24 protein-coding genes are annotated in these 23892 nt (G+C 41.4%); 11 read left to right on the top strand and 13 right to left on the bottom strand.

Translation table 11 applies throughout. The features are described 5' to 3' along the window. Positions 1–319: 319 nt before the first annotated feature. The gene (locus U2718_RS33420) at positions 320–943 is read left to right on the top strand and encodes a tetratricopeptide repeat protein (protein ID WP_341993775.1); all 624 of its coding nucleotides are present in this window, start codon (positions 320–322) and stop codon (positions 941–943) included. Positions 944–1238: 295 nt separating this feature from the next. Here the strand turns inward: U2718_RS33420 and U2718_RS33425 are convergent, their stop codons facing one another. From U2718_RS33425 to ndhC, 3 genes are read right to left on the bottom strand one after another with little or no spacing between them, the layout of a single operon-like run. Further along, a complete protein-coding gene (locus tag U2718_RS33425) occupies positions 1239–1763 on the bottom strand; it encodes an NAD(P)H-quinone oxidoreductase subunit J (protein WP_341993710.1) in 525 nt (174 codons plus the stop codon). Beyond that, on the bottom strand, positions 1756–2502 hold the full coding sequence (locus U2718_RS33430) for an NADH dehydrogenase subunit K (protein ID WP_341993711.1): 747 nt from the start codon (positions 2500–2502) through the stop codon (positions 1756–1758). Before U2718_RS33430 ends, U2718_RS33425 begins: the two co-directional genes overlap by 8 nt. Beyond that, on the bottom strand, positions 2493–2855 hold the full coding sequence (gene ndhC, locus U2718_RS33435) for a photosynthetic/respiratory NAD(P)H-quinone oxidoreductase subunit C (RefSeq protein ID WP_026087586.1): 363 nt from the start codon (positions 2853–2855) through the stop codon (positions 2493–2495). The genes U2718_RS33430 and ndhC overlap by 10 nt, the downstream gene beginning before the upstream one ends. Positions 2856–3049: 194 nt before the next feature. Here ndhC and U2718_RS33440 point away from each other — a divergent pair, with 194 nt between their 5' ends. The 6 genes from U2718_RS33440 to U2718_RS33465 all read left to right on the top strand — a co-directional run bounded on the left by U2718_RS33440 (position 3050) and on the right by U2718_RS33465 (position 5325). Next, entirely contained in the window at positions 3050–3385 is a 336-nt protein-coding gene (locus U2718_RS33440; protein WP_341993712.1) for a rubredoxin, read from the top strand. 85 nt (positions 3386–3470) lie between these two features. After that, positions 3471–4493, top strand: coding sequence for a photosynthesis system II assembly factor Ycf48 (locus U2718_RS33445; RefSeq protein WP_341993713.1), 1023 nt, complete (start codon positions 3471–3473; stop codon positions 4491–4493). A 117-nt stretch (positions 4494–4610) separates the two neighbouring features. Then, complete coding sequence (gene psbE / locus U2718_RS33450) at positions 4611–4859, top strand: cytochrome b559 subunit alpha (RefSeq protein ID WP_016876450.1); 249 nt, start codon at positions 4611–4613, stop codon at positions 4857–4859. 9 nt (positions 4860–4868) lie between these two features. Then, on the top strand, positions 4869–5006 hold the full coding sequence (gene psbF / locus U2718_RS33455; RefSeq protein ID WP_016876451.1) for a cytochrome b559 subunit beta: 138 nt from the start codon (positions 4869–4871) through the stop codon (positions 5004–5006). A 9-nt stretch (positions 5007–5015) separates the two neighbouring features. Further along, positions 5016–5135 carry a photosystem II reaction center protein L gene (locus tag U2718_RS33460; RefSeq protein ID WP_071588463.1) on the top strand — a complete coding sequence of 40 codons (120 nt, stop codon included), beginning with the start codon at positions 5016–5018 and terminating at the stop codon, positions 5133–5135. A gap of 70 nt (positions 5136–5205) precedes the next feature. Further along, positions 5206–5325 carry a photosystem II reaction center protein J gene (locus tag U2718_RS33465; RefSeq protein WP_341993714.1) on the top strand — a complete coding sequence of 40 codons (120 nt, stop codon included), beginning with the start codon at positions 5206–5208 and terminating at the stop codon, positions 5323–5325. A gap of 452 nt (positions 5326–5777) precedes the next feature. Here U2718_RS33465 and psaI read toward each other — a convergent pair whose 3' ends face one another. The 6 genes from psaI to U2718_RS33495 all read right to left on the bottom strand — a co-directional run bounded on the left by psaI (position 5778) and on the right by U2718_RS33495 (position 12748). Continuing rightward, on the bottom strand, positions 5778–5888 hold the full coding sequence (gene psaI, locus U2718_RS33470) for a photosystem I reaction center subunit VIII (protein ID WP_016876452.1): 111 nt from the start codon (positions 5886–5888) through the stop codon (positions 5778–5780). Positions 5889–6040: 152 nt separating this feature from the next. Beyond that, entirely contained in the window at positions 6041–8458 is a 2418-nt protein-coding gene (locus tag U2718_RS33475) for a hypothetical protein (RefSeq protein ID WP_341993715.1), read from the bottom strand. 379 nt (positions 8459–8837) lie between these two features. Next, complete coding sequence (locus tag U2718_RS33480) at positions 8838–9083, bottom strand: hypothetical protein (protein ID WP_341993716.1); 246 nt, start codon at positions 9081–9083, stop codon at positions 8838–8840. Between the two features lie 2 nt (positions 9084–9085). Further along, positions 9086–9967, bottom strand: a complete 882-nt coding sequence (locus tag U2718_RS33485) for a hypothetical protein (RefSeq protein WP_341993717.1) — start codon at positions 9965–9967, stop codon at positions 9086–9088. 165 nt (positions 9968–10132) lie between these two features. Then, positions 10133–10909: an RNA polymerase sigma factor SigF gene (locus U2718_RS33490; protein ID WP_341993718.1), complete on the bottom strand. Its 777-nt coding sequence runs from the start codon at positions 10907–10909 to the stop codon at positions 10133–10135. Positions 10910–11422: 513 nt separating this feature from the next. Then, the gene (locus U2718_RS33495) at positions 11423–12748 is read right to left on the bottom strand and encodes a hemolysin family protein (protein WP_341993719.1); all 1326 of its coding nucleotides are present in this window, start codon (positions 12746–12748) and stop codon (positions 11423–11425) included. 302 nt (positions 12749–13050) lie between these two features. Here U2718_RS33495 and mfd point away from each other — a divergent pair, with 302 nt between their 5' ends. The 3 genes from mfd to U2718_RS33510 all read left to right on the top strand — a co-directional run bounded on the left by mfd (position 13051) and on the right by U2718_RS33510 (position 17292). Then, on the top strand, positions 13051–16581 hold the full coding sequence (mfd, locus tag U2718_RS33500; protein ID WP_341993720.1) for a transcription-repair coupling factor: 3531 nt from the start codon (positions 13051–13053) through the stop codon (positions 16579–16581). Positions 16582–16664: 83 nt separating this feature from the next. Beyond that, on the top strand, positions 16665–16880 hold the full coding sequence (locus U2718_RS33505) for an antitoxin AF2212-like protein (RefSeq protein WP_341993722.1): 216 nt from the start codon (positions 16665–16667) through the stop codon (positions 16878–16880). Next, positions 16870–17292, top strand: a complete 423-nt coding sequence (locus U2718_RS33510; RefSeq protein WP_341993723.1) for a PIN domain-containing protein — start codon at positions 16870–16872, stop codon at positions 17290–17292. The genes U2718_RS33505 and U2718_RS33510 overlap by 11 nt, the downstream gene beginning before the upstream one ends. A 229-nt stretch (positions 17293–17521) precedes the next feature. On the opposite strand, the gene U2718_RS33515 is transcribed toward U2718_RS33510, so the two are convergent. Further along, the gene (locus U2718_RS33515) at positions 17522–18013 is read right to left on the bottom strand and encodes a hypothetical protein (protein WP_341993724.1); all 492 of its coding nucleotides are present in this window, start codon (positions 18011–18013) and stop codon (positions 17522–17524) included. A gap of 564 nt (positions 18014–18577) precedes the next feature. Between U2718_RS33515 and U2718_RS33520 the strand changes: the two genes are divergently transcribed. Next, positions 18578–19165, top strand: a complete 588-nt coding sequence (locus U2718_RS33520; protein WP_341993725.1) for a Uma2 family endonuclease — start codon at positions 18578–18580, stop codon at positions 19163–19165. A 2-nt stretch (positions 19166–19167) separates the two neighbouring features. On the opposite strand, the gene U2718_RS33525 is transcribed toward U2718_RS33520, so the two are convergent. The 3 genes from U2718_RS33525 to glyS form a co-directional block, all read right to left on the bottom strand. After that, the gene (locus U2718_RS33525; protein WP_341993726.1) at positions 19168–19896 is read right to left on the bottom strand and encodes a Uma2 family endonuclease; all 729 of its coding nucleotides are present in this window, start codon (positions 19894–19896) and stop codon (positions 19168–19170) included. A gap of 46 nt (positions 19897–19942) precedes the next feature. Then, positions 19943–21316 carry a UDP-N-acetylmuramoyl-L-alanine--D-glutamate ligase gene (gene murD / locus U2718_RS33530; RefSeq protein WP_341993727.1) on the bottom strand — a complete coding sequence of 458 codons (1374 nt, stop codon included), beginning with the start codon at positions 21314–21316 and terminating at the stop codon, positions 19943–19945. Positions 21317–21400: 84 nt separating this feature from the next. Next, complete coding sequence (glyS, locus tag U2718_RS33535) at positions 21401–23587, bottom strand: glycine--tRNA ligase subunit beta (protein WP_341993728.1); 2187 nt, start codon at positions 23585–23587, stop codon at positions 21401–21403. Positions 23588–23892 lie beyond the last annotated feature (305 nt).

Below are 23892 nucleotides of genomic sequence, written 5' to 3' on the forward strand. Positions count from 1 at the left end.
TACCGTGAGTCCTCTGCCATCTAATCTACTAGTCAGTAGATCAAATAATTTCTGTAGGTCATTCTTGATAATGGATTCAGGAAAAGTATCAAAAAAAACTCAATGTGTTAGTATTGACCGCAGTTAATTAATCTGATACTGCTATAAATCTTTGGTATAAAGTTAATTAATAGAGTTTGCAAAGCTGAAGATTTTTGTTTTAATGGACAAGCAATCACGGAACTTTATAAATATTGCATAAAGACCAGGGTATTTTGCTGTGTACAGACAAACACTACTCTTAATTAAAATTTTCTTGGTAGGAAGCATTGCTGTAACAATATCTTTGCCGGCTCAAGCTCAAATGTTGCTTGCACAAAACCAAAGTAGCCCACAAGTAAAGGAACTTTTGCAAGAAGGGCGTAATTTGGTGCAAGCTGGCGATTATAATCGTGCGATCGCAATTTATCAGCAAGCAGCAGAATTAGAGCCAAAAAATGCCTCTATTTATTCTGGCATTGGTTATTTATATGCATTGCAGGGAAATTATTCGGCAGCTTTAAACGCTTACCGTCGTGCTACTGCTCTCAATCCCAACAATAGTGATTATCAATATGCTCTTGGCTACGTTAGTGGCAATTTAGGAGATAATGCCAGAGCCAAAGAAGCTTATCGTCGGGCAATCCAAATGAATCGTAGTAACGTTAATGCTTATGTAGGATTAGCAACTATTCTGCTGCGGCTTGGAGACTACAAAAGTGCTCAGTGGGCATACGAGGAAGCGGTGAAGCTTGCCCCTAAAAATCCTCAAGTTTTTGAATTGCGGGGAACAATGTTGAAAAAGCAGGGTAAAGCAAAAGAAGCGATCGCTATTTTTAGAAAAGCACGCGATTTGTACGAGCAGCAGGGTAAGTATGACAGTGTAACTAGGGTAGAAGCTACACTGCGTGAGTTAGGAGTGTGAGATTAATCTAAGTAGAATTGGTCAGCTACAATGACCTCTAACAATAATCTTGTAGTCTTGATTTGAGCTGTCTTTAACTAAATTGTTCTGCATTATGCAAAGATTATTTTTGTTTCACAGATAGAAAATTTACGAATCACTACATATTTTTCAAAAGACGCTAACAAATAATCAAACTTATCAAGCTTTAGCAAAAAATTAAATTAGCCTGTCTTTTAGTTAACCTAAGCCCAAATAATTACCCCTCTTTGATCTCTGAACAAAAGAGGGGCAGGAGAGTAAAATGCTGTACGCTCTAATAAGCGTCCTGCAACTCATAAAAGTCAGGTGACACGTAATCCTTACGCAAAGGCCAACCAACCCAATCTTCTGGCATTAAAATACGCTTCAAATCCGGGTGTCCCTCATAAATTATCCCGAACATATCGTAGGATTCGCGCTCTTGCCAATCAGCCGTCTTCCAGATCCAGTAAACTGAAGGCACTGTGGGATTTTCTCTGGGTAAGAAAACTTTAATACGGACTTCTTCTGGTTTGTCAACATTATCACTGACTTTGACCAAGTGATACATACTGACCAAATCTTGTCCAGGCCCTAAATCAATCCCACATTGGCACTGGAGATAATTAAACCCGTAAGCATAAAGGGCAGTACAAATTGGTAACAAAAAATCAGGTTCTACCTTAATTATCTCTACCCCATTTGCATCAGGTGCTAAAGCCTCATTGGCAAAACCATTTTCTGTCAACCACTGAGAAGTTTTACCTGCTTGGACTAAGGATTGTTCCTCTGCTGGTACTGGTTTTGATTCTTCAGCCACGATTTGTCTCCTCCTTCTTCGCAGTCAACAGAGCAGGAGGTACAGGTAAACCTATTGCTTCTGTTAATTCCTTCGGTGGTGTAACGCGAGTATCAGAGAGCAAATATTTACCAGTGTGAACTTGGGGTACTGACTTCATGTTATGAGTAGTACTGTAGTAGCGATGGGTTTGTTTAATTACACCACGCTCTTGCATTGAATCATTAGCTATTTTTTTACGCAACTTGATAATTGCATCAATAATTGCTTCTGGACGTGGCGGACAACCAGGTAAGTATACATCTACTGGAATCAATTTATCAACCCCACGCACTGCTGTAGGGGAATCTACGCTGAACATCCCACCAGTAATTGTACAAGCCCCCATTGCAATCACGTACTTTGGCTCAGGCATTTGTTCATAAAGACGCACCAGTTGAGGAGCCATCTTCATCGTGATTGTACCTGCCGTAATAATCAAATCAGCTTGCCGAGGGCTAGAACGGGGAATTAGTCCGAAGCGGTCAAAGTCAAATCGAGAACCAATCAAAGCCGCAAACTCAATGAAGCAGCAAGCAGTACCAAACAGTAAAGGCCAAAGACTAGAAAGTCGCGCCCAGTTGTAGAGATCATCAACTGTTGTCAAAATGACATTTTCTGACAACTCTTGAGTAACTGTCGGACGCCCGATTGGGCTGAGAATGCGCTCTTTTTGCTGTTGTTCCACATCTTTCGCTGTTAAATTAGCATCTAAGACCATTCCAATGCTCCTTTACGCCATGCATAAACTAGGGCAACTACAAGAATTGCAATAAAAATTAGTGCTTCAATAAATGCCAATAAGCCCAGACGGTGGAAAGCAACTGCCCAAGGATATAAGAACACTGTCTCCACATCAAATACGACGAATACTAGGGCGAACATGTAGTAGCGGATATTGAATTGAATCCAGGCTCCGCCAATAGGTTCCATGCCGGATTCGTAAGTAGTGCGCCGTTCTGGGTTGCGACCGCTAGGCCGCAGGAGCTTGGACGCAGATAGAGCTAAGGCAGGCACTAGGCTACAGATAATTAAGAAGCCTAGAAGGTACTCGTAACCGCTAAGGACAAACACAATGAATATCTACCGCTGTATAGTGCAAATAACTCTGTTACCTTCTTTTACATTATATCGATTTGACTATTCTGAAATTTGGAAAACAGACCAGAGGTAATTTGATTCCTTTTTGTCAGTGATAGAAAAACCTAACAGTTATGTCATAATTTTTAACGTAAGTTTAAGCTTTGACCCTCACCCATGCTACGGCTATGAGCGACCAAGCTGTTGAAAATCCAGTTTTAGACCGCTACGAGTGTCGTGCCTGCGGTTACGTCTATGAACCGAACAAGGGAGATGAAAAAAATGACATTCTCCCAGGCACACCTTTTGCAGAACTGCCCTTGACTTGGCGCTGTCCAGTTTGCAGTGCCAAGAAGAACGCTTTCACCAATATCGGTCCTGCGGGTAAGGCTTCTGGCTTCCAAGAAAATCTCGGTTATGGCTTGGGTGTCAATAATTTGACGCCAACTCAAAAAAGTCTTTTGATTTTTGGTGCTTTGGCTCTTGGTTTCTTATTTTTCATGAGTCTTTATGGCTTGCAATAAGCCACGCTTTTAAGAGTTTAGGTAGGGTTATGCCCTACCTACAAGAAATCCTAGACAAATTAACAAAAAACTAATAAATACAAAAATGCGCTCAAAAGTTGGAATCTGGCAACGAATATTTGCCTTATTTGCTGTTGCTCTAATATGTGTTGGTTGTAGTAATGTTCCTTCAACAAGCTACAATCCTTGGGAAGTAATTTCTCTACCAACAGAAGCGAAACTATTAGACATTGCTTTCACTGAAAATCCTAAACACGGTTATTTGGTAGGCAGTAACGCTACACTTTTGGAAACCAAAGACGGTGGCAATACGTGGCAACCAATCAAATTACAACTAGATGACGACAAGTATCGCTTTAACTCCGTCAGTTTTGCTGGCAAGGAGGGATGGATTGTCGGTGAACCTTCTTTGTTGCTACATAGCACTGATGAAGGTAATTCTTGGTCACGCATTCCTTTAAGTGAAAAGTTACCGGGTAATCCGATTAATGTTCTAGCGCTGGGAACCAAAACGGCTGAAATGGCTACGGATGTAGGAGCAATCTACAAGACTACAGATGGGGGTCAAAACTGGAAAGCACAAGTTGAAGAAGCTGTCGGTGTAGTGCGAAATATGGAACGTTCTGCTGATGGTAAATACGTTGCTGTTTCTGCCAAAGGTAACTTTTACTCGACTTGGGAACCAGGTGTAAATGCTTGGGTACCTCACAACCGTAATAGTTCCCGACGAGTGGAAAACATGGGCTTTACAGAAAGTGGACAAATGTGGATGCTTGCGCGGGGTGGACAGGTGCAATTTAGCGATCCAGCTAACCCTGACAAATGGTTAGAAGTGCAGTATCCAGAGGTGTCTACAAGTTGGGGTTTGCTTGATTTGGCATACCGCACACCTGAGGAAATTTGGATTAGCGGTGGCAGCGCAAATTTGTTAAAGAGTTCTGATGGCGGTAAAACTTGGGAAAAAGACCGTGATGTTGAAAATGTTCCTGCCAATTTTTACAAAATAGTTTTCTTATCACCAGAACAGGGATTTGTGATTGGCGATCGCGGGATTTTACTTAAATATCAACCCAACATTGCACCTACTGCCAAATCAGAAGCAGCTTAGGTAACAACACAGGTATTAACTCCCTATTTATGAGAAAGAAGTTGCAACTTGTAACTCTTTCTTAACTTTGTAGGATAATAAATTAATTAACAATAGATGACGGAGGTAGGAGTTTAAATGTCAGGTAGTACTGGAGAACGTCCGTTTTCGGATATCATTACCAGCGTTCGCTATTGGGTAATTCACAGCATCACCATTCCTGCCTTATTTATCGCAGGTTGGTTATTTGTGAGTACAGGCTTGGCGTATGATGTTTTTGGCACACCTCGCCCGAACGAATATTACACCCAAGAACGGCAAGAATTGCCGATTGTGAATAATCGTTTTGATGCAAAACAACAAGTCGAAGAATTTATTGCAAAGTAGTTTGAAATTATGACTAGCGGCAGCAACGTTAACCAACCAGTACAATATCCAATTTTTACCGTCAGATGGCTGGCAGTTCACACCCTAGCTGTGCCTACTGTATTCTTTTTAGGCGCGATCGCCGCAATGCAGTTCATTCAACGCTAGGAGAGAACAATGGAAAGAAACACCAACCCTAATAATCAGCCGGTCGAATTAAACCGGACTTCTTTGTACCTGGGACTGCTATTAGTTTTTGTTCTGGGGATTTTGTTTTCCAGTTACTTCTTTAACTAACTGGAAGCATTGGTATTAATTTTTGTTTATTTAACCTGCGTTGATTTTTTTGTTTAGGGAGGAGAATACAGTGTCTGAAAGTGGGAGAATTCCTTTGTGGGTTGTTGCGACAATCGCGGGCTTAGGTGTAATTACAGTTGTAGGCATTTTCTTCTATGGAGCCTATGCCGGACTTGGTTCATCTGTTTAACATTGGCATGAGCCGCATAACAACGGTCTCGAATTTTTTAGCACTGGTTTAGAAATCAGTATTAAAAAAACCGCCCGTCTCTATGAGATAGGCGGTATTATTTTGAGAGTGTTATTAGTAGGGGAGGCAGCGCGTTGCGGAGTCAGTGCGGTGGTGAACCAGCACTCTTGAGAGGGTAACACGAGCGCAGGTGAGTCAGCGCGGTCTACCCTGCGGGAAGCCGCTACGCGTCTAATGCCGATTTGTAGGCGCGTTTGCCGTCAGGCGTTGCGTTAGCTAGCGACGTATCCGTTGGTAGCGACTGGCGTCATCTGGCGTCGGGTTGCCCCAGTGATAGCGACTGCCGTGCGGGTTTCTTTGATGACCTTTAGTTTAAAATCGAAAATTTATCTTTTAAACCCGCCCTTACAGTAGGTGGTAGATAGTTATTTACCACTATCCACTATCCAAAATTAGACAAGATCCTCGCGTTCAATATATACAAACAAAAACGCCATTGCTACAAATGGAAAAACTAGACCAGTCAAAGGAACGAAAATAGAAGGCAAAAATGAAGCAGCCATAGTAAATATTCCTGTTAAATCACACTACGATTCAAGATGAGCTTACTGCAAATTCAGTCTGTTTTTGTAAATTCTAAAGATTTTTAACACTGTAAGACCTTCTGTAAACAGCTGTTTAACAATTTTGCCTAACAATTTTTTACACAAGCATTTTAAATATCCAGCATTTCATCTCGCTGCAAACTTAGCAAGTCTTCTGGAATCACAGTCCGCATAATAGTGACTTTGTCACTTTCTTGTTTGGTTGCCAAATCTAGTGCGATCGCTTCAAAACGAATTTTTAAACAGCCAAAAGGAACCTGGATTAGAGTAATAACTTCTAATACTCCCAAAGAATTGGGCAGTAAATTTGTGAATAAACGCGGCCCATCTAACAACCAACGCATTTGGCAATCCTCTATCCATAACTTAACAGCAATGCCAGGATGCGTACAAGGCATTTGTATGCGTACCCTTACAGATTTTCCACAGATCAACTCACCTTCGGGTAAATGCAGTTGCGGAGTCGGTAGTGACTCTGTAATACCTCTAGTCATTGGCAGAGCAATTGGTATATCTGGCAAAATGTCTTTTTCCTCTTCAGTAGAAGAAGAGTAACCGACTTTTGCATTCACTTGTGTAGTAACTTTCACTTGGTTGTATGTATCATCTATAACAATTTCTTGCGTTAACCAAACTGGTGGTGCCTTAGCATCACGAAGAGGCGGTAGTTGATATAAGGGAGAAGCAACAAAAGATGGTGGAAGAAGAGGAAAGGAAAGTGTGAGGGGTTGTTCCTCATTTTCCTCTGGCTTTAGCTCTAAGTCTGACGTTATGAACAAATTGCTATCTTCCAGTAAAAATTCCGGATTAACAGTAAGTGACAATTGTTCCTGTGTTAGCTCTTGTTGAGTGGAAGTGTGGGTATTGTAGTCTTCATATTCTACGTCGATAGGCTCGGATAAAGAGTATCCGTGGTTGTGCATCCACTTCACAATCAAGGGAGAAACATAAGGATTTTGCACCGTCAATAAATTTGAGCTTGATGGAATAACTAATGCAACAGAGTCTTCAAAAGAGTCATCCTCGTGTTCTGCACCATGCTCTGTAACTGATTGAGCTATATCTTCATCAGGCGTTGTGTTTGTGTCTTGATGTTCAGATTCCTCAGATAGGTATAAGTCCAGTGTTGTTTCTTCACGGCAAATATCTTTTTGTTCTCCCGGCAAGCTTTTTACCCGTTTTAAAAATGGAAAAGTAGTATTTATTCTTGCTACTTGCTCAACAATAGTGAGAGTATCTTCTTGCTTTAAATGCTGCAATTGAATCGATGATTGAGAAATATTAGCAGTATTTTTATTACTTTGACTATTGAGTTGTGAAAAGTTTGGTAGTTGCGGTGAACGGCAACCCCCTGAATTTTCGGATGATTGAGGCTTTAGACGCGGTGGCAGAGATATTTTGGGGGCAGGATGAACTGGTGATTGAGCGATTTTTTTAGTTTTGACTATATTGAAAAGTTCTAAACCCAGCTTAATAGATCGCTCTGAGGATTTGGTATCTATAGGCGGCGTAAATGGTGTTTTGGCTTGCTCTTGCCAGTTTTCTGGTTCGCTATTTTTGACTAAGGTACTGATTGCCAATAATTCTGTAATATCTGCTGTAATTGTAAAAGACTGACTAGCTAATAATGTTGCTTCACTGTCATGATTCAGTGTGCCATGTAAGCTGATGTTACCCAAAATAAGTTTTGATTCGCACTCAGCCGGAATTTCTATTGAGCAGCTAATGGAAAATGGCAGTGACTTTTCACTTAAGTTTTGTATGACCTGATGGGTTAATATTTTCAAACCATGAGGTAAGCGCAATTCTAGCCGCACCTGCCCAGCGTAAATTTTTGGCAGATTTGTCGTTTCTTTTGGTTGTACGCACCCATTAAGGCTAAGTGTTTGTCCCCAACAAGCAATGTAGGTTTCCTCTTCCAGAACAACTTGCAACGGTAGTTCTGGGAGCACTAGAGAAGAATTTGCAGTATTTTCATCTCCTAGAAGAGTTTCTGAAGGAGGTAAAGCTAAATCTATCAGATTTTGTAAAATTTGTTGTGCTGTTTCTCCTTGAAGCCACACGGGACTTACAGGCTGATCAATAATAGCATCTTCAATATTACTTTTAATTTGTTTGGCGATCGCAGAGTTTTCGCCATCTCCTTTGCTCCCTGTCTCCCCATCTATTACCTGGGAAAGAACTTGCAGTTGAACGCTATATTGCCAGGGTTTACCGAGCAAATCCGACATTAAATCGCCCGAACATTGCAAATCCCATAAGCCAGGCTTAAGGTGGGTAAAGGGAATTACTGCCATTAAGCCTTCTGCATTAGTGCGGCGGGCTCGCTTATAAACGCGTCGTTTTGATGGTAATTCCACATGATTATGAGTTGAGCAGTGAGTTATCCGCACTTCCACATTTGTATTGGTAAGGTTGGATCGAGCCACAACTCTATACCTACCTTCCAAAATCTCTAGCTTTGGCGATTCCAGGAGATGCCAAGAGCGATCGCCTTGTTTCTGTATCAGAAATTGCCAGTTTTCCATCGTAATAGACGCCCAGACTGTAAAGCCATTGTTGTCATTATTCCCTTATCTTGCTTGCCAGTTTACCTCAGTAAATTGTAATTTTATAACTTGATATGCTGTTTCAATTTAAACACCGGGCTTGAAAAGGCAGTAGGCAGAGGAGCCAGCGCCGTGAGCGGGTTCCCCGACTTGGGGCGACTGGTGTGGCAGAAGGAAGGACAGAGAGAGGGGGAGAGTGGGAGAGGGGGAGAGGGGGAGAAATATCCTCTCCGTGTCGCCTTGTCATCTTTATTATGCAGTTTATTAAGGCTATGTATATATTTATATATTGTGCAATATAAAAAATTTGGGTGGAGAGACCTCAACCCAAAACATATCGAGTTATATATCTAAGTGATTAAACAATGTATTGACTGCGATAATAGGCCAAAATCTGTTCTATCCTTTGTCGGCTTTGAGAACTAGAATCTGAAGGACACGATATCCACAAGCCACTGATTTGACTTTGGTTATAATCAAACTCTTGGGAAGATTGGGGAATTAAACTTACTTCTACCCCTTCGACTTGACGTAAATGAGCTGCGATCTCTCGATAGACTGCTAAGGGTAAACTAGCAAATTCAACTTTTTCTTTTGTCTCCATATTTACGAAGATCCGATCAGATGTGGGTTTTGGGCTGGTGATGCTTCCAAAACAGTATTTGGGGCAACCGCTGTTGTCGTCCCTGCTGCTGGACTACCGACAGGTGCTTCTCCAACCATTTTGGCAACTTCTATACCATATTGTTCCAGAATAACGATCGGTTCTAAACCTTCATTCATTTCAATACGTTTAATTAGCACTCCATTTGCCAATCGTTGCCCTGGCTGCACGTAACGACTCGTTGGTTCGTTTGGTACTTTAATAATTGCTTGAGGCTGATTGCCAAGCAAGACTACACCACTAACAACCACTGCTTTTGCTAAGTCAGGTTGTGGAGCGGGAGGTAAGGCAGCTTTTAGTTTCTGATCGGGGATAACCTGTGGTAGTACACGAGGCAAGACAGAAATTAAACTGGGACGACGATTGACTTTAGTATTCGGTGTATTTAACTTAGCGGTATTTGGTGAGTTTATCTTGCCAGGCATGACTGCACTACGTTTTTGCAGTGTTCTTGGTACTGTTACCACTGCTGGTAGAGGTGGCAATAAAGGAACAGGCTTCAATGTGGCATTTGTATCTGGTAGTCCTTGAGGATATTGCTTAACAATTTGCTCAAACGGATCGCTCCGTCCTTTGGAAACGAAATTGATCCTTTCTGTTGCATTTGTAGGTTGAATTAAGTTAGGACTTGCTTGTGCAACCAGTGAAGTTTCTTTGGCTGGCACCACTGGATTGTTAAACTTTTGCGCTTGTGGCTGCTGAGTTTGCACTGGTGGGTTGCTTGTCTGTGGGGGATTATTCGCTTGTTGTTCTCCTTCCGAACCACAGGAGGCGATCGCCAAAGACACAATGGCTACAGCTAAAATTTTTGAATTTTTGTGCATTAACCTTTCTCTATAGCTACAGGTATATTTGCTTATTGAAGTCAACATACTGGAAATTTTATCAAAGGCTAAATCTTATACCTTTATAACCTAATTTTACGGTTGTCAAAGTGTTTTTTTACACTTTGTGTGCCAGTAAAACTATTTTTGAGATAGGGTTAATAGTTACTCTTCAGCTCCACCCATTAACTGTTTTAGCAAGTCCAGTCCTTTTTTGACTCTACGGGAAACAGTGACAACACTGATACCTAGCTGTTCTGCTACTTGTTTTTGTGTCAAATCGTGCAAAAAAACAAACTCTAAAACTTCACGAGTACGCTTTTCTACCTTTACTAGAGCTTGTTGCAGGCGAATTTGATCTTCTTGTGCCAACTGAAAGCTACGGTAGTGGTGATCTGGCACTAGTTCACCCAAACTGGTAGATCCCTCTTCTCCATCTTGTATTGGTACATCCAAGCTGAGAGGAGCGCGATTAATCCATGCTAATTTAATTTCTTGCCATTCTTGGGAAGAAATTTCTAGTGCTGCTGCTAGTTCTGAATCGGTTGGTTGGCGATTATATTTTTCCCGTAGAGAACGCGAAACTCCGATCGCCTGCTGTTGTAGGGCTAAGTAGCGTCTGGGAATACGTACTGTTACACCTTTATCTCGGAGATAATGTTGAATTTCACCCCGAATGTAAGGAATAGCAAAGGAACTGAAAGCATGCCCTTTGGATATTTCAAATCTTTCAATCGCCCGAATTAAACCTAGACAACCTACTTGGAGCAAGTCTTCATAGCTTTCTTGGCATTGATTCATCCAATAGTGAGCTTCTTTTCTCACCAATCCAAAATTGAGTTTTACAAGTTGATTGCGAACAGCTGCTGATTGAGATTGCTGATATTCACGCAACAATTGCAAAATTTCGTGTTTCAGTTCGTAAGTGACTGTAGTTGGCATAGCACCGTGTTGATTTGTCAAACAAACTGCAATTGGTATGTTTTGTAAACGCAAACAAAATTTTGATATCGAAGGAAACCTTGGTATGCAAAATTTGGCCAGTTTCTGTTCCATCAGAAAACTAGCTAATAGGCAGCACAAGCTTTTCTGTGTACACCGAAAAGCTTTACCGAAGGTAACTGAACCTGTCGTTGGATATAGGGATATCTAAAAAACGTATTGCTCTATAAGACAGAGCAACCCCAACAGCAGACAAAAGTTCTTGGATGGAAATATCTGCTGTTGTTGGTTTATAGTTTTTTCAACACTACTTACAAAAGATATAAAATTTTTTACTAAAACAAAAACCGAAATTGTACTTAAATTAATTAATGTATTTATTAATTTAACTAGTTGCTGTCAATATCCCTAGTAGTATGTAATAAGTTATTTTCTCCGTAGTTTGTTCCATAAATATACGGAGAAAATACTAGTAGTATGAAGTATCTAATCTTAAAAGAGGCTCTATTTCAACTAGCCTTCTTTTTTACTATCAAAGGTTTGCTTCTGCTTAGGTACTACTAACACCTTATCAACACGATTACCATCCATATCCATCACTTCAAAGCGCATACCCTGCCATTCAAAATGATCTGCTGCTGAGGGAATACGACCAAGATGAGTAATCACAAAACCACCAAGTGTTTGATAGTTGCCTTGATGCCCTCGCAGATATTCTTCAAGATCGAAAAGTTCAAAAAACTCTTCTACTGATAACATCCCATCTAGTAACCAAGAACCATCCTCTCGTTGTACAGCTTGGGGATTTTCTAGCTCTTCTGCCGAAGGAACATCACCAACAATTTCAATCATCACATCGTTGAGAGTAACTAATCCCTGAATCACACCATATTCATCAACAACTAGCGCCATGTGAGTAACGGTTTGTTTGAATAATTCCAGAACCTTCAAACCACGAGTACTTTCTGGTACAAATACTGGCGAGCGCAATCCCACCGTCAAATCTAATGGTTCCCCAGTTAAACTGCGGGCTAACAAATCAGTCACCGGGATCACACCTAAAACATTATCCAGCCCTCCTTGACAAACTGGATACCGAGAATAGGGACTTTCAATCACCTTCTGCCGATTTTCTTCTACAGAATCCTCTAAATCTAACCAGACAATTTCTGGGCGAGGTGTCATAAACGAGCTAACGGGGCGATCGCCAAACCGAAATACTCGCTCTACCATATCTTGTTCTGCTTCTTCAAAGGTTCCCTCCTCTGTACCCTGCTCTATTAAGACTCTAATTTCTTCTTCTGTTACTTGTGGTTCATTAGATGGTCTGATACCCAAAGTTCGCACAACTGCATCAGTTGATATACTTAATAAATATACTAATGGTGCAGTAATTGTCGCTAGTAATTTCATGGGAATAGCAACAATCGAAGCAATTGGTTCCGGGCTGTTGAGAGCTATCCGTTTTGGTACTAATTCACCAAGAATTAGCGTCAGATAAGTAATAATTAAAACAGCTATGACGGTAGCGATCGCGTCAGAATAGGATGCTAGCCAGGGCATTTGAATTAATAAAGGTTCTAATCTCCTGACAATCGTCGATTCGGCAAAAGCACCAGACAAGATACCCAGAAGAGTTATCCCGATTTGAACTGTAGCCAAAAATTGATTTGGGGAAGAGGCTAGTTCAAAGGCAACGCGAGCTTTTGGATCTCCCCGCTCTGCAAGCTGTTGTAAACGAACCTTGCGCGCTGAGACTATAGCCAACTCTGACATGACAAACAGGCTGTTGGCGAGGATGAGTAGGAAAATAATTAGGATTTCTACAGTTGGTGACATTCTTAAAAAATTGCCGATGCTATCGGCAAACCATACTTAAACTTTAATCTGAAATTAATATCTAGTATCCAAGATGTTTTTAGAGAACACTAAAAACATGGGAAAACAGCTATTAGTCATTATTCATAGGTGGTTGGGCAAGAACACAGTTCGTATATTAGCTATTAGTAGTCGTAATTGTACTAGGGACTTAGCTCTTTCAAACAAAGCTTCTACCATCCTTGACATTTCTAAAATAGTTAAAGTAGGGGCTATGATTATCCATTGCTGCTCAGAACGACTTCCACCTGTTTTTTGAACTTATGGCTTTTTCTTCCATTGTGCGTACTCTAGGGCGATCGCCGCTCACCACAGAGCTTATTAACAAGCTAAATCGACAACAAGATTTGCATTTAAACGGTATACCCCGGTTGCCAAAAGGCTTGATAGCGTCAAGTTTGGCTCAAACTGAGGGGCAGAATTTGTTTGTGGTTTGTGCAACTTTGGAAGAAGCAGGACGCTTTTCCGCACAGCTAGAGGCTATGGGATGGCAAACTGTGCATTTTTACCCAACCTCCGAAGCCTCTCCCTACGAACCTTTTGATCCTGAGACTGAAATGACTTGGGGACAGATGCAGGTGTTGGCGGATTTAGTTCAAGTGAGGGGACAGCAGACAGGAGACAGGAGACAAATTGCTGTTGTTGCCACTCATGCTGCTCTGCAACTGCACCTGCCACCATTAGAAGCTTTCAAACCTTTCTGTCTTACTATTAAGTCTGGTATAGAGTTTGACCTAGATTGTTTTGGCGAAAAAATCACTAGTTTAGGTTACGAGCGGGTTCCTCTGGTAGAAACGGAAGGACAGTGGAGCCGCCGTGGCGATATTGTTGATGTATTTCCAGTGTCTTCTGAGTTGCCAGTACGCTTAGAATGGTTTGGTGATGAGATTGAACAAATACGAGAATTTGATCCGTCCACTCAGCGTTCTGCGTTAGATAAGGTTGAGCAGCTGATTCTCACTCCTACGAGCTTTTCCCCTGTAGTTCAATCGGCTTTAAGTGAGGAGGTGCTAGAAACAGTTAAAACTTATCTTTCTGTAGTTGAACAAGAACAGTTTGAAGCAGGTACATCTTTAGAAGGTAGTCGTCGCTTTTTAGGACTTGCTTTTCGCGAACCAGCTTCATTGTTAGATTATTTACCAGAAAATACCCTGATTGCCATTGATGAGCCAGAACAGTGTCACGCTCACAGCGATCGCTGGGTGGAGAATGCTGAGGAGCAGTGGTTAGCTTTGGGGAGTAGAGGCGCAGACGAGAATGGAGACAGAAGCATTGAAGAAGCCTTGATTGCCTTACCAAAAATTCATCGTTGGTTTGATGATTGTTTAGCTGCTTTGGCAGAGTTCAAGAGAGTACATTTATCAGAACTTGCAGAGGAAAATCAAGGTATAAATCTTGCCAGTCGTGGAGTACCAGCAACGCCCCATTCCTTCGCCAAAATTGCAGATACACTGCGACAAGAGCGCGATCGCAATTTTTCTATTTGGTTAATTTCGGCACAACCTAGTCGTTCTGTATCTCTATTACAAGAACACGACTGCCCAGCTCAGTTTATACCTAATCCCCGTGACTACCAAGCGATTGAAAAGCTACAAATCAATCACGTACCTATTGCCTTAAAATATTCCGGAATGGCAGAGTTAGAAGGTTTTATTCTGCCTACATTCCGTATCGTTATTATTACTGACCGTGAATTTTACGGGCAACATAGCCTTGCCACTTTTAGCTATGTCCGTAAGCGCAGAAAAGCTACTTCTAAACAAGTAGATCCTAATAAGCTTCGCCCTGGCGACTTTGTGGTACACAGAAACCACGGTGTAGGTAAATTCCTCAAGTTGGAAAGTCTGACAATTAACCACGAAACCCGTGAGTACTTGGTAGTGCAATATGCCGATGGTTTGCTGCGGGTAGCAGCCGATCAAGTGGGTGCGCTGTCGCGGTTTCGGACAACGACTCAGAAACCGCCAGAACTTAATAAAATGACTGGCAAAGCTTGGGAAAACACCAAGAATAAAGTCCGCAGAGCGATTAAGAAATTGGCGGTGGACTTGCTTAAATTGTATGCAGCGCGATCGCAACAAAAAGGTTTTGCCTTTCCAACAGATATGCCTTGGCAGCAGGAACTTGAAGACTCTTTTCCTTACCAACCCACAACCGATCAACTCAAGGCTGTACAAGATGTCAAACGGGATATGGAAAGCGATCGCCCGATGGATCGCTTAGTCTGTGGCGACGTTGGTTTTGGTAAAACTGAAGTAGCTATTCGCGCTATCTTTAAAGCTGTCACCGCCGGGAAACAGGTTGCACTCCTTGCACCTACTACCATCCTAACGCAACAACACTATCACACCCTCAAAGAACGCTTTGCTCCCTACCCTATTAACGTTGGGTTACTCAACCGCTTCCGCAGTCCCCAAGAACGCCGCGAAATTCAAAAACGATTAGCCACGGGTGAGTTAGATATAGTTGTGGGTACGCACCAACTTTTGGGTAAAGAAGTTACTTTCAAAGAATTAGGACTGTTGGTGGTGGATGAAGAACAGCGATTTGGGGTGAACCAAAAAGAGAAAATTAAAACGCTAAAAACTCAGATTGATGTACTTACCCTCTCTGCTACTCCGATTCCCCGGACATTGTATATGTCTTTGTCAGGCATTCGGGAAATGAGTTTGATTACCACCCCGCCACCATCTCGGCGTCCAATTAAAACCCATCTGGCAGCGATGAATTCCGAAAGTATCCGCAGCGCGATTCGTCAGGAACTTGACAGAGGCGGACAGATTTTCTACGTAGTCCCACGGGTGGAAGGAATTGAAGAGACAGCAGGTAACTTGCGGGAGATGATACCGGGAGCAAGAATAGCGATCGCCCACGGACAAATGGATGAAAGCGAGTTAGAAGCAACGATGCTCTCTTTCAGTAGTGGTGAAGCAGATATCCTTGTCTGTACCACGATTATTGAATCTGGTTTAGATATTCCGCGAGTTAACACTATTTTGATTGAAGATGCTCACCGCTTTGGTTTAGCACAGTTATATCAATTGCGGGGACGTGTAGGACGTGCAGGTATCCAGGCTCATGCTTGGCTATTTTATCCGAAACAAAGGACGTTATCTGATGCAGCGCGGCAACGCTTGCGGGCGATTCAGGAATTTACTCAATTGGGTTCTGGGTATCAATTAGCAATGCGCGATATGGAAATTCGCGGAGTCGGTAACTTGCTAGGCGCAGAACAATCCGGTCAAATGGATGTAATCGGTTTTGATTTATACATGGAAATGCTGGAAGAAGCGATTCGGGAAATCCGAGGGCAAGAAATTCCCAAAGTTGATGATACGCAGATTGATCTCAACCTCACGGCGTTTATTCCCGCAGATTATATTCCAGATATCGATCAAAAAGTGAGTGCCTACCGGGCGGTGGCGGCTGCCAAGTCTAAAGAAGAACTCAAACAAATTGCTGCTGAGTGGAGCGATCGCTATGGTGCTGTTCCCACACCTGCAAACCAACTATTGCGGGTGATGGAATTGAAACAGCTAGGGAAAAAGCTAGGCTTCAGCCGAATTAAACCAGAAGCCAAGCAGCACGTTGTGTTAGAAACGCCGATGGAGGAACCAGCTTGGAACTTGTTGGCAGCGAATTTACCAGAAAATCTCAAGTCTCGCTTTGTTTACTCACCAGGAAAAGTCACAGTGCGGGGTTTGGCAGTGTTTAAGGCGGATCAGCAGTTGCAAACCCTGATTGATGCGTTTGAGAAAATGCAGGGCGCAGTTGTGGAGGCGGCGGTTGTTTAAGATTGTTGTAGAGACGCGATTAATCGCGTCTTTATAATCCAAAATTCCAAATCTTAAATCTGAATCTTCAGCAAATAAAATATATGTACAAAGTTCTACAAGCTACCTATGAAAACGGTAATTTAATCCTGAAAGAAAAACTCAGTTCAGATATGGAAGGCAAAACCCTCAAAGTTATTATTGTGGAAACGGATGAACTTGAGGCAAAAAAAGAAAGATTTTTTAATTTAGTAGACAGTCATTCATTTGCCTTACCTGAAAACTATCACTTCGATAGAGAGGAATTGCATGGTAGATAAGGTTATGATTGATACTAATCTCTTGGTCTATCTCTATGCTAAGAATCCTCCAAGTAAATATCTCAAAGTTAAAGAAATCATTTCTGATAATTTTGAGTTATTGATTGTCAGTACACAGATTTTAGGAGAGCTTTATAATGTATTAACCAAAAAGAATTTGACAACAAAAGAAGAAGCAAAACAAATTATTGGAGAAATTGCTACAAATTTTTTAGTTGTAGAAATTGATATTTTAAAGGTCTTGGCAGCATTAGACATTAACTCAGGATACGGTTACTCTTATTGGGATAGTTTAGTCATATCTACGGCTTTACTCTGTAATTGCAGCATTCTCTACTCAGAAGATATGCAACATAATCAACTTATTGAAAATAAAACAAGAATAGTTAACTCGTTTGCTGAGATAAAGTGAAAGTTGCGATCGCTCTTTGTTTGTCTAAAAAAGTCACTATGAATGGTTTGGGAAATATCATATGCAGATTAGTAATTGTAAACTTATGATTGTTAGGTTTTAAAAATGCAAGGTAATACAAAGTGCAGTTGTTTAAGATTAGTTGTAGAGACGCGCTGAATTACGTCTCTATAATTTAAAAATCCCGTTAGTAACTACAGTAACCTGAACTTCAAAACTGATTCATTATCTATTCCTGTATAAATTCAACATTAAAGCCGTTAGTCTTTATATCAAACAAGGATATGGTATTTGTGATTGACCCACGAAATATAGCACTACCTTTCATAGGAACATTCCTTGGCATTTGATTGGGTGCGGAGACCTTGCTTGATTTATTTCCTAGATTAACTTGTGAAGCTGTGAATTCGTTACCTGCACTATCTATTATCCTTGTTAGATAACTAGAAATGATAAGATATCTAGTTATTGGTTGTTCATTTTTTACTACAAAAGAGCATATTACTATATCATCTGACTGTTGTGAACATCCTGTAAATTGAAACAAGTATCCTTCTTTTCGTAGCGTAGGAAGTTTTTGTTGAGCAATTATTAATTTTGGAGCAGCAGACAAACTATTGCCAAGCAAATGATGGGAAATTAGATGTGCGTTAAATGAAATATTTGTAAAGCTGTGTGATGCAGATATTAGAGACAGTAGTAAAGGTACACTCCTCAACATTATCTATCCATCCTTACATATAAATTTAACTTCTTGGACTTCTTTGACTGGTAGCTAATTTTCTGGAAAATTTTACTCTAGAGACTAGACTTTTATTTCACTATAAAAGTTGGATGATTACGCCAACTGGGAGGAGTAGGTTCTCTTTCTGGTGATGTAAGCGGTTCTTGAGGTACAGGTTTTTGGAATCTCTTTAGCCAGGATAACCATCTCATCATCAAGTGTGGGAGTTTTGCTAACAAGGTTTCAATCCTCGTTGTTGAGTTTGGGAGCCTCGCCAGCGAGTCTCCGAGTCTCACTGTTGAGTCTGGGAGCCTCATCAGCAAGATTTCAAGTCTCGTTATTGAGTATTGCAATCTCGTCAACGAGGATAATAACCTCATCATTGAGTCTAGGAGTCTCGCCAGGAAGTCCTAGAGTCTCACTGCTGAATTTTGCAATCTCTTTAACGAAGATAATTATGTCATCGTCAAGTTGTATTTCTACTTGAGCATCAGCCTACTGTATTTTTTCAAAGTCTAAAATCTCCAAGTTTAAATAGAAATAGAGCTATATTAATCATTTATGCAAGTAAAAACCCCCAAACGCTACTGCACCCCAAAAGAATATTTAGCACTAGAAGAGGCGGCGGAGTACAAGAGTGAATATCGTGACGGAGAAATCATTCCTATAGTAGGATTAACGACGAATCATAATGAAATTGCTGGTAACTTTGCTGCCTATTTAAAGTTTTATTTGACGGGGCAAAATTACGATATTTATATCGGTGGTGTAAAACTTTGGATACCCCGTTATCGCCAGTACACTTATCCCGATATCATGGTAATCGAGGGAGAACCGCTTTATACGGGAATGGGTACAACTACCGTAATGAATCCGTTGTTAATTGTTGAGGTATTATCCAAGTCAACTAAAAACTATGACCAAGGTGACAAGTTTCTCTACTATCGGTCAATTCCTGAGTTTAAAGAATATATCCTAATTGATCAAGCAAGATATTATGTCATGCAGCACAGCAAAACTCTTGAAGGAAAATGGTTATTAACTGAATATGAATCCCAAGAAGCTGTTTTGGAATTTAGTTCTATCCGGTTTCAAATTAGTTTGAATGATATTTACGATCGCGTAAATTTTGCCGAGAGTGAAGAGTGAAGTTAAATATTCTCAGGATCTATTCCCTGGGCGCGTAAAATTTCTCGCAATCTAGCTAATTCTTGCTCTGTTTGTTGTAAACGTTCCTCAGCTTTTTGAGCGCGTAATCTTTCTTGTTCCGCTAATTCTTCAGCAGAAGGTATCAATTCTCTTCCAGGTGTGAAGTAACGTAATTTCCCTTCATGCACTCCTAAATAAAGTTCTAATTGCTGACTCCACAACTTGCCATCAGGAGTAAGTTGAATTTCTTGATATTGCCCATCTACTAAATGAAATCCCTGAAATTCTAGTGTGACAGGATCAAACCAGAAGTAATCAGGTGTGCGGAAAGTGTCTTGATAAAGTTGCTTTTTGAAGCCTTTGTCAACATCGGCAGTAGAGTTTGATAAAATTTCGATAATTAGATTGGGATACTTGCCGTCTTCTTGCCAGACTACCCAACTTTTACGGTCTTTTTTCTCGGTTCCCAAAACTACAAAAAAATCAGGGCCTCGGAAATACTCTGACTTTTTCTGGTTGGGACTATAATAAACTGTTAGGTTCCCAGAAGCGTAAAAATCTTGACGTTCTCGCCACCAAAGTTTGAGGATACTAATTAAGAGTTCAATTTGATCGCGGTGTAAATCGCTTTCCAAAGGGGGTTCATCACTCCATAAATCGCCAGGTGGAAAGGTAACTTCTGCGTCTGAAATTTCAGGAAAGTTGATATCTACAGTACCGACTTCAGACATAGTGGGTAGTATCCTTGCAATTTACACTGATTGTAACAAGCAAAGTTTAACTATTTTCTACCCACTCCAAACACAACTGCCGGAAGCGATCGCCTCTTTGCTCAAAGTTGGCGTATTGATCGAAGCTTGCACAAGCGGGCGACAGCAAAACTACAGATGCTTGATACTTTTGAGCTAATTCTGCCGCTCTAGGAACAGCTTTGTCCATTGTTTCTACAATTTCATAATTACCATACCCAAGCTCTTGCAAGCGTTGAGCAAAGGTGGGTGCTGCATCGCCAATTAGTAATACTGCGGCGGCTTTGGCTTTAATTTGTGCCATCCAGCCAGTATCCTCACCAGCTTTTGCTTCACCACCAGCAATTAAAATGACGGGACTTTTAACCGATGCTAATCCAACTTCGGCGGCGTCGTAGTTAGTGGCTTTGCTGTCGTTAATAAAATCAATGCCTTGCCAAGTACAAATATGTTCCAAGCGATGAGGAACACCAGGAAACTCACTAATGGCACGAGAAATGGCGGCTGGATCAATTCCTGCTAACCGCGCCGCAGCAACTGACATTAATAAATTTTGCTGATTGTGTTCTCCTACCATTCGCAATGCAGATACTTCGATAATGGCTTCAGGTGTAGATGTTGCAGTTAATTTTTCGACAACCCAACCATTTTCGATGTAAAAACCTTTATCTCCAATCAGGAAATCTTTGCCTTTTATACTTGTCCAATAGGCATCAGGCCAATGACTTAAACCTAATTTATTCAAATATACGTCATCGCCATTAAATATTTGGATCTCTGAGTTACGCAGCAAACGGGCTTTGATATTGTAGTAATTCTCTAATGTTTTGTGGCGACTGAGGTGATCTGGCGTAAAAGTCGTCCATACACCAATACGCGGTGCTAAAGAAGAAGAAGATTCGATTTGGTAGCTGCTAATTTCCCCGATTACCCAATCAGGGCGCTTTGGTGCTAAGGCTACTTCACAGGCAGCGTAGCCAATATTACCGCACGCTGGTGCGTCCAATCCCGCTGTTTGAAAAATTGCAGCAATTAAAGAGGTAGTAGTAGTTTTACCATTGGTGCCAGTAATTGCTACCCAAGGAACTGGTTGTAAATACCGCCAAGCGAGTTCCATTTCCCCGATCATTTCTATACCCAATTCTCGTGCTTTGACTAATTCGGGAATATCCCAGGGAACGCCGGGGCTAACAACTATTAATTGTGGTAAATCTGAACTATCTAATTCCAAGGAATACCCTAGTTCAACAGCAATTTGTTCAGTTGCTAATTCTTGTTGTTGTTTTTGCAGGTTGGCAGAGGTGTTGCGATCACTTAGCACCACCTCCCATCCCTGCTGTTTCAACAATCTCGCCGCAGCGACACCGGATTTTCCTAATCCAATAACATGGCCTTTGGGCATAGACTGTAGCAGAAGTCCCTGGTTAAGCACTCCTTATCGTAACGTGTATTGGCACAATTTACACTACCTTTTGATAGATGATGGCTACAAATTTTTTACAACTGCTCCAAAATCCGCCAACACACGGGCGTGGTTACGCAATAAACCAAGTAAGTGTAATCGATTGCGCTTGATCTGGGGATCGGGATCCATCACTAAAACGCTGTCTGCCCCATCAAAAAAGTTACTGACTGTGGGAGCAATTTTTTCTAGCCCTGCTACCAACAGTTGATAATTGCGCGATCGCCCTGCGGCTTGAGTTTGAGGTAACAATTCTACTAAGGCGTTGTAAAAGGCTGCTTCTGAAGGCTTTTGGAATAGTTCTGGGTTGACTGCAACGGTTGGATCGAGTTGTTTTGTATCCAAATCTCCTTGGGCTGCTAAACGTGCCGAACGATTGACGGTTTCGTAGATTTTATCTAGGGTGCCGTCGTTACGAATTTGTTGCAAGAATAAAGCGCGATCGCGTACATCCAATAAATCTCTTAAGGCTCTTTCTACATATTCTCGGTCATTTTCTCCCAAAACAGCATTTACCAAGTCATAATCAATCTGTTTTTCTTCTTGCAGTAAGGTGCGGATACGTTGTAGGAAAAATTCTTCCAAATTAGTCACTAATTCTGTTTTATCTTTATCCTGAACTGCAACAAAATCTGTGGCTATTTGCTCTAATAGCTGTTGCAAATTAATCGATAAATCAGCCGTCCATGTAATGTTAATTACTGCATTAGCTGCCCGACGCAAGGCAAAGGGATCGGAGGAACCTGTGGGAATCATTCCCAAGCCAAAGATACTGACTAATGTATCTAATCTGTCTGCCAAACCGACAACTTGTCCTGTTAAAGTTTGGGGTAAAATATCATCTGCACTCCGTGGCAAATAATGCTCAAAAATTGCCGTTGCTACTGTTTGTGGTTCTTCGCTGGCTAAGGCATATTTTTGTCCCATAACTCCCTGTAATTCAGGAAATTCGTACACCATTTGGCTTACTAAATCAGCCTTGCACAGTAATGCAGCGCGGTGAATATTGTGGCTTTCACCATCATTTAATTGCAACTGTTCTGCAATCTGGGCGGCAATTTTGGATATTCGCCCTACTTTATCAAGTAGCGAGCCTAAATCTTCTTGGAAAGTGACTTTTGCTAATTGAGGTAAAAAGTTGTCCAAGGGATTTTTTAAGTCGGCATCATAGAAAAATTTGCCATCAGCTAAACGCGCCCGAATCACTCTTTCATTCCCTACAGCAATAATATCTGATTTAGCTGAATCACCATTAGAAATCGTGACAAAATAGGGCAGTAATTCTTTATTTGAAGCAGATGATGAAGAAGGATCTAATTGTTCGCCTTCTGCCTTCTTAAAAACAGGAAAGTAACGCTGATGATGCACCATTACAGTGGTGATTACTTCTGTTGGTAAATTTAAATATTCTGTTTCAAATTTACCGATGACAGCCGAGGGCCATTCTACAAGGTTAGTAACTTCCTCTAACAAATCTGGGTATATTTCGGCATACCCATTTAACTTTTGTGCCGACTCTTTGACTTCTTGGGTGATAATCTTTGCCCTTTCTTCAACATTGACAACAACGGATGCCAACCGCATCACAGTCACATAATCAATAGCTTGAGGAATAATTACTGGCTCTGGATGCAAGATGCGATGCCCTCTGGAGATGCGATCACTTTTTATCGTCTCCGATCCATTCACTAATTCTATCGGCAATACTGCTTCATCTAATAAAGTCACCAACCAACGAATTGGACGAGAAAAGCGTAAATCTCCGTCACCCCAGCGCATCAACCGCTTACCTTCTAAACGCGAAATCCACTCTCGCACAAGTTCTGTCAAAATTTCTGCTACACTGCGGCCGAGGATGACTTTCCGCACAAAGACAAAATCCCCTTTGTCGGTAGCGCGAACTTCTAAAGCATCGAGTTCCACACCTTGCTTTTTGGCAAAACCTTGTGCTGCTGGTGTTGGTGTACCATCTTTAAATGCAGCTTGTGCAGGTGGGCCTTTAATTTCTTCTTCACGATCTGCTTGCTTAGATGGTAAACCTTTAATGAGTACCGCTAGGCGTCTGGGAGTACCGTAAACTTCTACGGCGTCGCTTGTGAGACTGTTGTCTGCTAAACTTTGGGGAATTAGCGACTTCCACTGTGCTACAGCGCTACTTAAAAAGCTTGCAGGTAGTTCTTCTGTACCAACTTCTAATAAAAATGCCGACATAGAACAATATTTTCAAGAAAAGTGTGGCTCAACTCATATTAGTCAACTCAAACAGTGTACCGTGCCTGTAACGCAGACGTGTGCGATCGCGCAACTCTTCATTCACAGAGCCTAGTTTAAAATAAATATGATGTAATTTTCACAACCAATCATACTAGTGAAAAATGGCAGTATTTTTTATCCACCTTCGACGTAAGGCAGAGGAGCCACTACGTTGGGTGGCTTCCCGGAGGGAAGCCGCTAGCTAACGCAACGCTTTACGGCGAACCGACAAGGGAAAGAAATTTCTTTTCTCTAGCCCCTAG

This window comes from Chlorogloeopsis sp. ULAP02 (genome assembly GCF_038404745.2).
GTDB lineage: Bacteria > Cyanobacteriota > Cyanobacteriia > Cyanobacteriales > Nostocaceae > Chlorogloeopsis.

Coding starts and splice junctions, on each gene's coding strand:
- U2718_RS33485 (WP_341993717.1), bottom strand. CDS start 9,967: ATGCACAAAAATTCAAAAATTTTAGCTGTAGCCATTGTGTCTTTGGCG.
- U2718_RS33495 (WP_341993719.1), bottom strand. CDS start 12,748: ATGTCACCAACTGTAGAAATCCTAATTATTTTCCTACTCATCCTCGCC.
- psaI (WP_016876452.1), bottom strand. CDS start 5,888: ATGGCTGCTTCATTTTTGCCTTCTATTTTCGTTCCTTTGACTGGTCTA.
- U2718_RS33445 (WP_341993713.1), top strand. CDS start 3,471: ATGCGCTCAAAAGTTGGAATCTGGCAACGAATATTTGCCTTATTTGCT.
- U2718_RS33440 (WP_341993712.1), top strand. CDS start 3,050: ATGAGCGACCAAGCTGTTGAAAATCCAGTTTTAGACCGCTACGAGTGT.
- psbE (WP_016876450.1), top strand. CDS start 4,611: ATGTCAGGTAGTACTGGAGAACGTCCGTTTTCGGATATCATTACCAGC.
- U2718_RS33460 (WP_071588463.1), top strand. CDS start 5,016: ATGGAAAGAAACACCAACCCTAATAATCAGCCGGTCGAATTAAACCGG.
- U2718_RS33480 (WP_341993716.1), bottom strand. CDS start 9,083: ATGGAGACAAAAGAAAAAGTTGAATTTGCTAGTTTACCCTTAGCAGTC.
- U2718_RS33525 (WP_341993726.1), bottom strand. CDS start 19,896: ATGTCTGAAGTCGGTACTGTAGATATCAACTTTCCTGAAATTTCAGAC.
- U2718_RS33510 (WP_341993723.1), top strand. CDS start 16,870: ATGGTAGATAAGGTTATGATTGATACTAATCTCTTGGTCTATCTCTAT.
- murD (WP_341993727.1), bottom strand. CDS start 21,316: ATGCCCAAAGGCCATGTTATTGGATTAGGAAAATCCGGTGTCGCTGCG.
- U2718_RS33475 (WP_341993715.1), bottom strand. CDS start 8,458: ATGGAAAACTGGCAATTTCTGATACAGAAACAAGGCGATCGCTCTTGG.
- U2718_RS33505 (WP_341993722.1), top strand. CDS start 16,665: ATGTACAAAGTTCTACAAGCTACCTATGAAAACGGTAATTTAATCCTG.
- U2718_RS33515 (WP_341993724.1), bottom strand. CDS start 18,013: ATGTTGAGGAGTGTACCTTTACTACTGTCTCTAATATCTGCATCACAC.
- U2718_RS33520 (WP_341993725.1), top strand. CDS start 18,578: ATGCAAGTAAAAACCCCCAAACGCTACTGCACCCCAAAAGAATATTTA.
- U2718_RS33490 (WP_341993718.1), bottom strand. CDS start 10,909: ATGCCAACTACAGTCACTTACGAACTGAAACACGAAATTTTGCAATTG.
- U2718_RS33430 (WP_341993711.1), bottom strand. CDS start 2,502: ATGGTCTTAGATGCTAATTTAACAGCGAAAGATGTGGAACAACAGCAA.
- glyS (WP_341993728.1), bottom strand. CDS start 23,587: ATGTCGGCATTTTTATTAGAAGTTGGTACAGAAGAACTACCTGCAAGC.
- psbF (WP_016876451.1), top strand. CDS start 4,869: ATGACTAGCGGCAGCAACGTTAACCAACCAGTACAATATCCAATTTTT.
- mfd (WP_341993720.1), top strand. CDS start 13,051: ATGGCTTTTTCTTCCATTGTGCGTACTCTAGGGCGATCGCCGCTCACC.